Annotated in this window: 13 protein-coding genes; 3 read left to right on the top strand and 10 right to left on the bottom strand. The window is 40.7% G+C overall.

What is annotated here, in order from left to right:
* The first annotated feature begins 136 nt into the window (after positions 1 to 136).
* From KQI66_RS08120 to dapB, 3 genes are read left to right on the top strand one after another with little or no spacing between them, the layout of a single operon-like run.
* Positions 137 to 1,138 carry an aspartate-semialdehyde dehydrogenase gene (locus KQI66_RS08120; RefSeq protein WP_216428433.1) on the top strand — a complete coding sequence of 334 codons (1,002 nt, stop codon included), beginning with the start codon at positions 137 to 139 and terminating at the stop codon, positions 1,136 to 1,138.
* Between the two features lie 26 nt (positions 1,139 to 1,164).
* Positions 1,165 to 2,049, top strand: coding sequence for a 4-hydroxy-tetrahydrodipicolinate synthase (gene dapA / locus KQI66_RS08115; protein ID WP_216428426.1), 885 nt, complete (start codon positions 1,165 to 1,167; stop codon positions 2,047 to 2,049).
* Between the two features lie 28 nt (positions 2,050 to 2,077).
* Positions 2,078 to 2,842, top strand: a complete 765-nt coding sequence (dapB, locus tag KQI66_RS08110; protein ID WP_216428424.1) for a 4-hydroxy-tetrahydrodipicolinate reductase — start codon at positions 2,078 to 2,080, stop codon at positions 2,840 to 2,842.
* A gap of 212 nt (positions 2,843 to 3,054) precedes the next feature.
* Here the strand turns inward: dapB and ligA are convergent, their stop codons facing one another.
* From ligA to KQI66_RS08060, 10 genes are all read right to left on the bottom strand, one after another.
* A complete protein-coding gene (gene ligA, locus KQI66_RS08105; protein WP_442859972.1) occupies positions 3,055 to 4,974 on the bottom strand; it encodes an NAD-dependent DNA ligase LigA in 1,920 nt (639 codons plus the stop codon).
* 15 nt (positions 4,975 to 4,989) lie between these two features.
* The gene (pcrA, locus tag KQI66_RS08100; protein ID WP_216428420.1) at positions 4,990 to 7,266 is read right to left on the bottom strand and encodes a DNA helicase PcrA; all 2,277 of its coding nucleotides are present in this window, start codon (positions 7,264 to 7,266) and stop codon (positions 4,990 to 4,992) included.
* A 79-nt stretch (positions 7,267 to 7,345) separates the two neighbouring features.
* On the bottom strand, positions 7,346 to 8,359 hold the full coding sequence (locus tag KQI66_RS08095) for an S-layer homology domain-containing protein (RefSeq protein WP_216428418.1): 1,014 nt from the start codon (positions 8,357 to 8,359) through the stop codon (positions 7,346 to 7,348).
* 58 nt (positions 8,360 to 8,417) lie between these two features.
* On the bottom strand, positions 8,418 to 8,744 hold the full coding sequence (locus KQI66_RS08090; RefSeq protein ID WP_216428415.1) for a YerC/YecD family TrpR-related protein: 327 nt from the start codon (positions 8,742 to 8,744) through the stop codon (positions 8,418 to 8,420).
* A gap of 93 nt (positions 8,745 to 8,837) precedes the next feature.
* On the bottom strand, positions 8,838 to 9,548 hold the full coding sequence (locus KQI66_RS08085) for a phosphatase (RefSeq protein WP_216428413.1): 711 nt from the start codon (positions 9,546 to 9,548) through the stop codon (positions 8,838 to 8,840).
* Complete coding sequence (trmB, locus tag KQI66_RS08080; protein WP_216428411.1) at positions 9,549 to 10,208, bottom strand: tRNA (guanosine(46)-N7)-methyltransferase TrmB; 660 nt, start codon at positions 10,206 to 10,208, stop codon at positions 9,549 to 9,551.
* Between the two features lie 17 nt (positions 10,209 to 10,225).
* Entirely contained in the window at positions 10,226 to 10,498 is a 273-nt protein-coding gene (locus KQI66_RS08075; protein ID WP_216428410.1) for a barstar family protein, read from the bottom strand.
* A 2-nt stretch (positions 10,499 to 10,500) separates the two neighbouring features.
* A complete protein-coding gene (locus tag KQI66_RS08070; protein ID WP_216428408.1) occupies positions 10,501 to 10,992 on the bottom strand; it encodes a ribonuclease domain-containing protein in 492 nt (163 codons plus the stop codon).
* 57 nt (positions 10,993 to 11,049) lie between these two features.
* The gene (locus KQI66_RS08065; protein ID WP_216428407.1) at positions 11,050 to 11,583 is read right to left on the bottom strand and encodes a biotin transporter BioY; all 534 of its coding nucleotides are present in this window, start codon (positions 11,581 to 11,583) and stop codon (positions 11,050 to 11,052) included.
* Positions 11,580 to 12,533: a biotin--[acetyl-CoA-carboxylase] ligase gene (locus tag KQI66_RS08060; protein WP_216428405.1), complete on the bottom strand. Its 954-nt coding sequence runs from the start codon at positions 12,531 to 12,533 to the stop codon at positions 11,580 to 11,582. Before KQI66_RS08060 ends, KQI66_RS08065 begins: the two co-directional genes overlap by 4 nt.
* Positions 12,534 to 12,601 lie beyond the last annotated feature (68 nt).

Genomic DNA, 12,601 nt, shown 5'->3' with positions numbered 1-12,601 from the left:
TTTAAAGGATTGGTGTTAATATTTAATAATATTTACAGTATATAAATTTCATACTTTTGCAGATTAAATTTTTGTCTGTTTTGTATCATAACCGGATAATTTAATTTTATATAATATGTATAAAGGAGTGTTTCCAATGAAAAAGGTAAATCTCGCTGTTGTCGGTGCCACAGGCATGGTAGGTAGAACATTTTTAAAGGTGCTTAAGGAGAAGAATTTCCCTATTGACAACCTTTATCTTATGGCATCTAAACGCTCTGCCGGCACTAAGCTTGAATATGACGGAAAAGAATACATTGTTGAAGAACTTACAGAGCATTCATTTGACAAACCGATTGACATCGCTCTTTTCTCAGCAGGCGGTTCAACAAGCGAAAAGTTCGCTCCTATCGCTGCCGCTCATGGTGTAATCGTTGTTGATAACTCTGCTCAGTGGAGACAGCATCCAGACGTACCGCTTGTTGTTCCCGAAGTAAACCCTGAGGATATTTCATGGAACCACGGTATCATTGCCAATCCCAACTGCTCAACAATACAGGCTGTTGCCGTTCTTAAGCCGCTTGATGACAAATATAAAATAAAGAGAGTTGTATATTCTACATATCAGGCTGTTTCCGGTGCAGGTGTTGCCGGATGGAACGATCTTGAAAACGGACTTAAGGGCGAGGCTCCCAAAAAATTTCCTCATCCTATCGCAGGCAACTGCCTTCCCCATATAGACGTATTCATGGAAAACGGCTATACAAAGGAAGAAATGAAGATGATCTGGGAAACAAGAAAAATTCTCCATGATCCCGATTTAAAGGTAACAGCAACAACAGTACGTGTTCCCGTATTCAGCAGCCATTCCGAATCAATCAACGTTGAGTTTGAAAAACCCATTGATGATATTGAAGATGTTAAAAAGCTTCTTGCCGCTGCTCCCGACGTTGTTCTTGTTGACGATCCCGCAAACAACAAATATCCTCTTGCAATCGACGCCGCAGGCACAGATGAGGTATATGTAGGACGTATCAGAAGAGACGAAAGCGTTGAAAACGGTATCAACCTTTGGGTTGTAGCAGACAACATCCGTAAAGGTGCGGCAACAAACGCAGTTCAGATTGCCGAAATTCTTGCAGAGGCAATGGATAAATAATTTTTTAATATAGAGGAGGAAAATATATGTCAATATTCACAGGCTCGGCAGTAGCCCTTATCACTCCCTTCAATCCCGACGGTTCAGTTAATTTTGAAAAGCTCAAAGAGCTTATTGATTTTCATTTAGCACACAAAACAGATGCTCTTGTTGTATGCGGAACAACAGGCGAGGCTTCAACTCTTACAGATGAAGATCAGGTTGAATGCATCCGAGTTGCGGCAGAGCACGTAAATAAAAGAGTTCCGGTTATCGCCGGAGCAGGAAGCAACGACACAGCACATGCGGTAAACCTTGCAAAAGCCTGCGAAAACGCAGGTGCGGACGGACTGCTCCTTGTAACTCCATACTATAACAAAACTACACAGCGTGGACTTATACATCATTACACAACAGTTGCAAATGCAGTAAACATTCCTATCATTCTTTACAATGTACCCGGAAGAACAGGAATGAGCATTGCTCCCGAAACATGTGCAGAGCTTTCAAAGATTCCCAACATCGTTGCCGTTAAAGAAGCAAGCGGAGATATTTCCGAGGTTGCAAAGGTTGCAAAGCTTTGCGGTCCCGATTTTGATATTTATTCCGGAAATGATGACCAGACACTTCCTATTCTTTCACTTGGCGGAAAAGGTGTTATTTCGGTAACAGCCAACGTAATTCCCGATGAAATGCACGACTTATGCGAGGCATATTTCAACCACGAAACAGAAAAAGCCCGTGATTTACAGATAAATATACTCGGTCTTTGCGACGCACTTTTCTGCGAGGTAAATCCTATTCCCGTTAAAGGTGCAATGAACATGCTCAGCTTCGGCGTTGGCGAATGCAGACTTCCTCTTTATGAAATGAGCGATGACCACAAGGCATTTGTTAAAAAAGAGCTTGAAAAATTAGGACTTATTAAATAAGAAGTACAGACTTAGGAGTAAAAACTATATGACTAAAATAATTATGAACGGCTGCTCCGGAAAAATGGGCCATGTTGTATGCTCGCTCGTTGCCGAAGACAAGGATTGCGAAATCGTTGCTGGTATTGATCCTTTCGGCGAAAGCAAGGACTTCCCTATTTTCAGAACACCGTCTGAATGTAATATTGATGCAGATGCTATAATCGACTTTTCAACAGCAAAGGCCATACCTGCCCTTCTTGATTTTGTCGAGGAAAGAAAAATTCCTATTGTTCTCTGCACAACAGGTTTAGATGAGGAGCTTCTCAAAAAAGTTGATGAGGTTTCAAAAAAGGTTGCCGTATTGAAGAGTGCGAATATGTCAATCGGTGTAAATCTTTTATTTGCACTTGTGCAGAAAGCCGCTCTTGCTCTTCAGGATTCCGGCTTTGACATTGAAATTGTTGAAAAACACCACAATCAGAAGATTGACGCTCCCAGCGGAACGGCACTTGCCATTGCAGACGCAATCAATGAGGTTTCCGACAACCGCTATAACTACGTTTATGACCGCTCACAGGTCAGAGAAAAACGTACAGCAGACGAAATCGGTATTCATGCCGTAAGAGGCGGAAACATTGTCGGCGAGCATGAGGTTATGTTTGCCGGAAAGGACGAAATAATCGAAATAAACCACAGAGCAATGTCAAAGGAGATTTTTGCAGTAGGCGCAGTTAAAGCCGCAAAATATCTTGCAGGCAAGCCGGCAGGTTTCTATACAATGAAGGACGTTCTTAAGGATATACTGGAATAAAAAGCTCTATTTCAAATAAGCAACACATAGCTAAAACTAAACCCTCGTAGAAATACTGCGAGGGTTTTTAGCTGTTCAAGTTTGTAATACTAATTTCAATTTTTCCTAAACTACATTCGCCAGAATGTAGTTATTAAAATTTGGATTGAACCTTTTTAAAGGTTCATGGGGTTTGGGGCAAAGCCCCAAGGTCTTTCAATAAAGTATATTACTTATTCCGTCATTTCTATAAAATCCTCTTCGGAAATAACCGGTATTCCGAGCTCTGCCGCCTTTTTGTTTTTAGACGATGCAGACATTTTATCATTATTTATAAGATAGCTTGTTTTTCCGGTTACACTGCCCGTAACCTTGCCGCCGAGTGACTCAATATAAGCCTTAAGCTCATTTCGATTTTTATAATGTGTTACGTCACCGGTTATTACAAACGTAAGGCCTTTGAGCCTTTCACCGGTTTCCGCCGGCTTTTCAAATGTGAGCAATGAAACCGCTTTATTGAACAGCTCCATGTTTTCCTCTTTTTTGAAATAAGCACATATGCTGTGCGAAATTACTTCGCCAAAGCCTTCTATTGATGCAAGCTCATCCTCATCTGCCGCAAGTATTTTATCTATATCATAATCAAAATGCTTGCAAAGAAGCTTTGCATTGCTCAAGCCGACCTGATTTATGCCAAGTGCATTTATAAAATTTTCAAGCGGAACCGTTCTTGATTTTTCAATGGCAGCTGTCAGCTTTTCAAAGCTTTTCTGTCCGAAACCGTCCATATCCTTTATTTCTTCGTGATCCTTTATGCTGTATATATCGGTATAGTTTTCAAGTATGCCCTTATCGGCAAACTTTCGTATTGTTTCCTCCGAAAGGCCTTCTATGTTCATCGCATCTCTCGAAACATAATGAACAAGCGATTTTATACGCTGGGCCGAGCAGTTCGGATTTGTGCAGTAAAGCTCTCTTCCTTCCTTAAGCATACGTATTTCCGTTTCGCCGCCGCATACGGGACAGTATTCGGGAATGGTTTCCGTTGCCGAACAGGTAAGGTTTTCTGCAATCTGCGGTATAATCATATTTGCCTTATATACCTTTATTCTGTCGCCTTTGCCAAGCTTAAGCTCCTCCATGATGCTGACATTATGCACACTTGCCCTATTCACTGTTGAGCCTTCAATATCCACAGGCTCAAACACAGCAACAGGATTGATTCTGCCTGTTCGTGATGTGTTCCATTCAACGCCAATGAGCGTTGTTTCTGCCATTTCATCACTCCATTTGAAAGCGATTGAATCTCTCGGAAACTTAGCCGTTATTCCGAGAGAACGGCTGTATTCAATATCGTTATAAGTAAGCACAAGTCCGTCCGAGGCAAAGTCGTTTTCGGTTATTTTGTTTGCAAACATTCTTACTTTGTCCTCAACCTCATTGCCCTTTATAACATAATGCTCCACAACATCAAAGCCAAGCTCAGAAAGAAAATCGAGCTGTTCACTCTTTTTCTTGAACTCCATGCCATCAGCCTTAACAAATGTGAAAGCATAGAACATTACATTTCTGTCTGCCGCAATTTTGCTGTTCAGCTGTCTTACAGTACCGCTGCAAAGGTTTCTCGGATTTTTATATACCTCATCATCGTCAAGCTCAGCGTTTATTCTTTCAAACTCACTGTATGCTATAACGCCTTCACCACGCAAATTCAGTTCTCCGTTAAACTTGATTTTTTTCGGAAGATTTTTGAAATATCTTGCATTGTGCGTTATATCTTCTCCGATTTCTCCGTTTCCCCTTGTTACCGCTCTTTCGAGAACCCCGTTATTATACGTCAGCACAATAGTCAGTCCATCAAGCTTCCAGCTTATTATTCCTTCTCTGTCGCCAAGCCATTCGGCAAGCTTTTCCGGGCTTTTGGTTTTGTCCAGCGACAATATAGGACTGTCATGCTTTACCTTTTGCAATGAACTTAAAACGGTATAACCGACTCTCTGCGTAGGACTTCCACCATACACTATTCCACTCTCTTTTTCAAGCTTTACAAGCTCATCATAAAGCTTATCATATTCATGGTCGCTCATTATCTCTCTATCTTCCTGATAATAAGCTCTTGACGCATTGTTCAGAACATTTATAAGTTCCTTCATTCTATCCATATATCATTACTCCGTTTCAACCTTTTTCAGCTTAGACAGACCTGCCATAAATTTCTTTGTGCCTTTGCCTGTGAAAGCAACCTCAACCTCATAATCCCTTCCGGCATTTTTTATGGATTTTACCTCACCTATACCGTATTTCGGTGCTCTTACCTTATCTCCGACAGCAAAGTCAATTGTTACATTTGTCGGCTTAGGCATTTCAGCTGCGTAAGGCTTAGGCACAACAGGTCTTGCCGACATATTCCCGGCGGCAACTCCTGCCCTGCTTGCGGCAAATCTTGCACCGAAGTTATAGGGTGATGCCTTCGGCGGTTCATGACTCGGTATTTCTCTTGTCTGAACCTTTTTGAAAGGATTGTCCAAAAGCTCAGGCGGCAGTTCTCCGAGAAATCTTGACGGTGCATTATAAACAAACTGTCCATGCTGCATTCTCTGTCTTGCATAGGTAAGGAAAAGCTCTTTCTTTGCTCTTGTTATACCGACATAGCAAAGTCGTCTTTCTTCCTCAAGCTCCTTAGAATCTCCTGTGTTTATTGCCCTTCCGCTGGGAAAAAGTCCTTCCTCCATGCCTATCATAAACACATAAGGGAACTCAAGTCCCTTTGCACTGTGCAATGTCATAAGAACGACAGCGTCATCATCTTCGCTGTATGAATCAATATCTGCAACAAGTGCAACATCTTCAAGAAATGCAGACAATGTGGCATTTTCGTTTTCCTTTTCAAACTCGGCCGCTTTTGATGCAAACTCCTCTATGTTTTCAATACGCATCATTGCATCATCTGAGCCGTCCTGTTCAAGCTCATCACGATAGCCTGTTGCATTTACAACATATTCAATAAGCTCATGTACAGAAAGCTCCTCTGCCTTCTGCTTGAATGAACAGATAAGCTCATAAAACTCACCAAGCTTTTTGCCTCTGCTTTTCAATTCGGGATATTCCGCAGCACAGCCGAGTGCTTCAAAAAGTGTAGTTCCGTTCTTTGAAGCCGCATTTTCCGCTGTTTCAACCGTCTTGTCGCCTATTCCTCTTTTGGGAACATTTATTATTCGCTTAATTGCAACGGCGTCCGCCGAGTTATCAATCAGCTTAAGATATGCAAGAATATCCTTTATTTCTTTTCTTTCATAGAACCTTACTCCGCCGAAAAGTCTGTATGGTATTCCCTTTCTCACAAATCTGTCCTCAATGGCTCTGGACTGTGCATTGGTTCTGTACAGAACGGCAAAATCCTTATATTTTTTGCCCTTAAGTGCATTTTTGTTTATAATCTCCGTAACAAAAACTGCCTCTTCAATATCATTATCCGCTCTGAAAACATGTATTATACTTCCGGTATCGTTTTCCGTCCAAAGGGTTTTGTCCTTTCTTGCACTATTGTGCTTTATAACCTCATTGGCGGCTGTAAGTATGTTTTTGGTTGAACGATAATTCTGTTCGAGTTTTATAACAACCGCATTGGGAAAATCCTTTTCAAAATCAAGTATGTTTCTTATGTTTGCGCCTCTCCAGCCATATATACTCTGGTCATCATCGCCGACAACACAAAGATTTCCGTATTTTCCGGCAAGAAGCCTTACAAGCTCATACTGCGATGTATTCGTGTCCTGATACTCGTCAACCATTATGTATTTAAAACGCTCCTGGTATACGTTAAGCACATCGGGATTTGTTCTGAAAAGCAGAACTGTTTTATATATCAGGTCATCAAAATCCAGTGCATTGTTTCTTCTCAGCCTTTTCTGATAAAGCTCATAAACTCTTGAGGTTTTATAGGCTCTCATATCTGCCTTATCAACTTCTTTTGCATAGTCCTCCCATGAAATCATTTCTTCCTTAAGATGGCTTATTGCAGAAACCGCACCTCTGACCGTATAGGTCTTATCGGTTATTGAAAGATTAAGCTCCTTAAATACTTCCTTCATAACCTTTTCCTGGTCATCGGCATCATATATCGAAAAATCTCTTGAATAATCAAGCTTTTCTATCTCTCTTCTCAATATCTGTACACAGGTTGAATGGAATGTGCTTATCCACACATGCTCTGCCGAAGGGCCTGCAAGCTTATCGACACGCTCACGCATTTCCTTTGCCGCTTTGTTTGTGAAGGTTATTGCAAGTATATTATAAGGGCTTATTCCATGCTCAAGCATATCCGCTATTCTTACCGTAAGTGCGCCTGTTTTTCCTGAGCCTGCTCCGGCAAGTATAAGCACAGCACCGTCCTTTTGTTTGACAGCCTTCTGCTGCATCGGATTTAGTTCGTCATATCCTATCATATTTATATTCTCCCATATTAAAAGGGAAGTTAAGTGAAAATTTAACCTCCCAAAAGCACTTTAATTTTTAAACATCAGATTACCAAGCATTCGGTGTTCCGACATATCCCTTTGTGTAGAGATAATCCCATGAATATTCCGTTGAAAGCACAGGCTTTCCGTCAAAACTATATACACCGTAATATGTTGCACCGTTTTTAACAGCAGAAACAATTATATTTTTGTTTGCATATGTTCCGCAAACATTTCCGTTTACGGTAAAGAGCTTTCTTCCGCTTGAAATACTGTATATATCGCTTGAATTTCCGCCCTTCATCGAGGCAAAAGCAAGTATTTCACTGCCGTTTGAATAAAAACTTACTCCGCCGTATCTTTCGGCCGGAAGCATAAACACAACCTTTCCGTTTGCATCCGATACCCAGTAAAAGCTGTCGTTATATAAATAATAGAGATTACTGTCTATTTTTTCTCTGCTTTCCTTCGGCAATGCTCCGGCAACCCTTATCATAGAGCATATTGCCTGTTCAACAGTATAATAGCCTGTCGGATTAAATCTGCCATCGCCCATTCCGCTCATAAGGTTCATACCACATACATTGTTTACGCTTTTATATGCCCATTCGCCTATATGTCTGCTGTCGGTAAAACGGTCGGAATTTGTGAAACGCACAAGTCCGAGATATTCTGCGGTTTTGTCAAGAACAACAGCCGCCTCTTCCCTTGTTATGTTTTCCTTAGGCGCAAAACGGGTACTCGTTCTTCCGGCAATAATCTCCATTCTGTAAAGCATCATTACCGCTTTTGAATCCGTATCGTAAAAATGAGCCTCTCTTGCGTTATAGGTTATTTTTATGCTGTTCTGTTTTGCAACAGTAATAACCGTATTATAAACCAGCTCGCAGAATTCTTCTCTTGTTATATTTCTTGTCATGTCGATATTGCTTATTCCGGACGGAATAATTCCCATGCTGTCGGCGGACGAAATATAGCTTTCCGCCCATGCGGAATTAACTCTTTGTGCCGCCATAGCCGGAAATGCGGAAGAAAACGCAAGCATAACCGATAAGGCAGCCGCCACAAAGGTCTTTTTCATAATTATCACTCCAATAAAGAATTACCCACTGAATTATCATTCAAGTGGGCAATTGCTATTAACAGTCTTTATTTTCTTCCTGCTCTTCTTTTTCCTTCTGAGCACGCACTCTTTCGATTGCAAGCTTATATCCGTCCGTTCCGTATGTTAATGCACGGTTCACACGGCTGATAGTAGCAGTTGACGCTCCGGTCTTTTCGGCAATCTCTATATAGGTACATTTTCTGTCAAGCATTTCCGCAACCTGCATACGCTGGGCAATCGCCTGAATTTCATGTACCGTACATAAATCCTCGAAAAGCTTATAGCATTCCTCAAGGTTATTCATTGTAAGAATACATCTGAATAAGTTATCCGCAGCTTCACTTTTTATTTTACTGTTCATAAACACCCACCCGCTTCATTATTTTTCTCATATATTATAGTATTATTTTATCATACTAAAGTTTTAAAGTAAATAAGCAGATAGAGATTTTAGTTATTTTGTAATATATTTTTCAAATTCTTCAACTGATCTGTTCACAACAAGCTCCTCCGGGAACTCTGCCTGCTCAAACATTTTCTCCACATAGGTAAAATCACCTATATGTGTACAGAAATGAGCGTCCGAAGCGGCTATAACAGGAACCTCCATTTTTTTGCAGAGCTTTAATATATCGAAAATATATTTTTCGCTTCCGCCTCTGAAACCGTTGGGAACAAGCGACGCATTGTTTATTTCTATAAGCGTTCCCGTTTCCGCAGATTTTTTAACCAGAGCCTCACAGTCAATGGGGTATCTCGGATCACCGGGATGACCGAGTATTTTTACATACTTATTCTCCATTACCTTAAATATGGCATTCATGTTCTGTTCAAGAGTACCAAAGGGTATGCAGGGCGGATGAAGGCTTGCTATCGCATAATCCATTCTTTCTAAATAAAAATCCGGAAGATCTACATTTCCGTCATAATCAATTATATTCAGCTCAACGCCCATTCTTACCTTAACTCCGTTAATTTCACGGGGAATCACGCCGAAATTGATAAAATATGCCGAGCCGAAGCTGCCTTCCATTGCCGGAGCATGGTCGGTAATGCCGATAAGCTCAAGGCCTTTTTCAGCCACATAATTCACGTTTTCCAAAAGTGTGGAATAGGCATGACCGCTTGCTATTGTGTGCGTATGTGCATCAAGAACAAATTTCATTTAATTACCTTCCTTATCAGCGCCATTCTGTTTCCATCTTGCCTCAAGACGATAAATAGGCTGTCCCATTGAAGAAAATCTTTCTTCGTATTCTGTCATAATATTTCCCTCATAATCACTGTTATGCAGGTCAAGAGAAATATTTGAAAGACTCCAGCCTGTTTCGCAGAACTCATTTAACGATGACTCAAAGAACACTGTATTGTCGGTTTTAAGGAAAATTTCCTTATCTCCGCCCAAAAGCTTTTTATAAAGCTCAAGAAAACCTCTGTATGTAAGTCTTCTTTTTGCCCAGCGTTTTTTAGGCCATGGATCACTGAAATTGAGATATATTCTGGAAAGCTCACCCGGCTCGAATATGTCTCCGAGCGTTTCCGCATCACCTCTTATGAGTGCAACATTTTCAATTTCAGGGCTGACCTTTCTTGCGGCAATAGCCATTATTGTTGTCTGTCTTTCTATACCGATAAAGTTCACATCGGGATTTTCGATTGCGTTCTGAACAATAAATCTGCCCTTTCCGCAGCCGATTTCCGCATAAATGGGTTTATCGTTTCCGAAATATTCATGCCATTTGCCCTTATACTGCTCAGGCTCATGTACAAGATGTCTGTTTGATGAAAGCTCCTCAGCTTCCCATGATTTTTTACGAATTCTCATATGCTACTCCTGTTTTATTACTTTGATTCATAGTATGTTATTTTCGGATTATGCTTTGCCGCAAGCTTTATTACAGAGCTTAAAACCGTTGCAAAGCGACCGAATTTCATTTTCATTCTTTCTCTGTTTATATATCTTATTGTTACCGGAGTGTTAAGCTCATCAAGGCAGTCTGCCAGTGCATCAAGATTATTTCCGTAATAATCCGGAAAATCCAGCTCCTTAACAAAAATCTCATGCACCTCTGATTTGCTTTCTATTTTATCTCCGTCAATTATAATTTCCTTCAACTTTATTCCTCCCCATAGAGTAATTCAAACGACTGATAGTGGTCACCCGTATAATAAATAAGTCCGTCATTGGAAAAAACTATTCTTTCTGCACCTCTGCTGTCCTTTCCGAGCGTATTTATATCACATTCGGTATATTCTCTTCCGTCGGCCTCCGGCAAAAGTCCTTCGTAGTTGCCGAAATGCGTTCCGCCGATACATTTTCCCGGGGCATAAGGCTCAAGAGAGCCGCATTCCCAGCCGAGAGCCTGTGCCTCTTTTTTGGTGATATAATTACTCGGAAGATGTCCGTAGGTTTCTATATACAAGGCAACATCGTCCTTGCTGTCATATGTTCCGTCCTCATCAATAACAGTTCCGTCATTTTCAGTTGTGCTTTCGGTAACCTCGGAAGTATTTGAACCGATATTGTCTGCCGAGCCTGTTGCACAGCCGGTTATAATAAGCATAAGCATCATAAGAACCGATACTATGGATATTATTCTCTTTCTCATAAATTATCCTCCATAAAAAAAGTGCTATACTACTAATATAATAGTATAGCACAAATTTCAGCATGTTCCAATATCTTTAATCGCATAACCCTTCAATTTATAACCGACAACGACAGCAACAATAAGCTTGATAATATCACCCGGAATGAAGGGAAGTATACAAGCACCGAGTGCATATGCAAGCTCTTTTCCGGAAACAAACATAAACCAGTATGTACCGATAATATAAAGCACTGCTGTTCCGAGAATTACACCGAGTATACCGTATATTTTCTTGTTTCCGCCGTATTCACACATAGCTCCTACAATAAACGCACAAGGTATATATCCTATTATATAGCCGCCTGTTGCGGAAACGATTTTCTGAAATCCGCCTGAAAATCCCGAAAATACAGGAAGTCCGACAGCACCAAGAAGAATATATATAACAACCGCAAGTGTTCCGTATTTTTTGCCGAGCACAATAGCCGCAAGATAAATCGCAAAGGTTGCCAATGTTATCGGTATAGGCCCTACCGGAATTGAAAATGGTGCGGCCACACATAATATTGCGGCAAAAAGTGCCGTTAAAGTCAAATCTCTTGTTTTCATAATTTTATACTTACCTCCCCGGAATTAAGTGTTTTTCTGCCGTTCTCCGTTTCAACAACGAGAGCCGCATTGTCATCTATTTCAACTGCTCTGGCGTCATAGCTTTCGTTTCCGTAATAAACGGTTATGCTCTTGCCGAGAACATTGGATTTTTTTCTGTAATATTCAAGAAAGCTCTTATCATGTATGTCATTCTCAATATTATAAACATTGTTGAGTATCTCTGCCGCAAGTTCATTTCTTGAAAGCTTTACTCCTGTTTCCTTTTCTATTGATGTTGCGATATTTTCTATATCTGCCGGAAATTCTTCTCCGAGCACGTTTATGCCTATTCCTATAACGGCATAATCCAGCATACCGCCTTCAAAATCAAATCCTGCCTCAGTGAGTATTCCGCATATTTTCTTGTTATTTATATAAATATCGTTTACCCATTTTATCTGTGTGCATTCTTTTCCTGTAAGCTTTTCAATCGCTTTGGAGACAGCCGTAGCCGTATAGGAAGTTATAAGTGGAGCATAATCCACACTGAGCTTAGGTCTTACAAGAATACTCATATAAAGGCCTCTGTTTTTCGGTGAAAAGAAAGGTCTGCCTATTCTTCCTCTGCCGCCTGTCTGGCTGTCGGAAATAACAACGCTCTTTTCGTTCACTCCGTTTGCCGCCATTTCCTTGGCTCTGTTATTTGTGGAATCGGTTTCCTCCATAACAATTACATTCCATCGGTCTTTGCAGTCGCTCTTGACTGCGGCGGCATTTATTTTTTCGGTCATTTTCTTTAAGTAATAGCCTTTGTTGGTTACCGCCTCTATATCATAGCCTTCTTCTCTAAGCGATTTGATTGCCTTCCACACACCGTTTCTGGAAACAAAGTGTCTTTTTGCAATTTCTTCGCCGGAAATATATTCATTATTTGATAATTCGGTAAGCACTTCATCTTTAAGTGACATATTATCCCTCCCGTTTAAAAGATAATAGCAATAAAAAAAGAGATTGTCAACCAATCTCTTTTAATTGG

Origin of the sequence: Anaerotignum sp. MSJ-24 (assembly GCF_018918145.1) — a bacterium.
In the GTDB taxonomy this organism is placed as follows: Bacteria; Bacillota; Clostridia; order Lachnospirales; family Anaerotignaceae; genus Metalachnospira.
This window is presented reverse-complemented; position numbering and strand designations above follow the sequence as displayed.

Coding starts and splice junctions, on each gene's coding strand:
- KQI66_RS08120 (WP_216428433.1), top strand. CDS start 137: ATGAAAAAGGTAAATCTCGCTGTTGTCGGTGCCACAGGCATGGTAGGT.
- dapA (WP_216428426.1), top strand. CDS start 1,165: ATGTCAATATTCACAGGCTCGGCAGTAGCCCTTATCACTCCCTTCAAT.
- dapB (WP_216428424.1), top strand. CDS start 2,078: ATGACTAAAATAATTATGAACGGCTGCTCCGGAAAAATGGGCCATGTT.
- ligA (WP_442859972.1), bottom strand. CDS start 4,974: ATGAAGGAACTTATAAATGTTCTGAACAATGCGTCAAGAGCTTATTAT.
- pcrA (WP_216428420.1), bottom strand. CDS start 7,266: ATGATAGGATATGACGAACTAAATCCGATGCAGCAGAAGGCTGTCAAA.
- KQI66_RS08095 (WP_216428418.1), bottom strand. CDS start 8,359: ATGAAAAAGACCTTTGTGGCGGCTGCCTTATCGGTTATGCTTGCGTTT.
- KQI66_RS08090 (WP_216428415.1), bottom strand. CDS start 8,744: ATGAACAGTAAAATAAAAAGTGAAGCTGCGGATAACTTATTCAGATGT.
- KQI66_RS08085 (WP_216428413.1), bottom strand. CDS start 9,548: ATGAAATTTGTTCTTGATGCACATACGCACACAATAGCAAGCGGTCAT.
- trmB (WP_216428411.1), bottom strand. CDS start 10,208: ATGAGAATTCGTAAAAAATCATGGGAAGCTGAGGAGCTTTCATCAAAC.
- KQI66_RS08070 (WP_216428408.1), bottom strand. CDS start 10,992: ATGAGAAAGAGAATAATATCCATAGTATCGGTTCTTATGATGCTTATG.
- KQI66_RS08065 (WP_216428407.1), bottom strand. CDS start 11,583: ATGAAAACAAGAGATTTGACTTTAACGGCACTTTTTGCCGCAATATTA.
- KQI66_RS08060 (WP_216428405.1), bottom strand. CDS start 12,533: ATGTCACTTAAAGATGAAGTGCTTACCGAATTATCAAATAATGAATAT.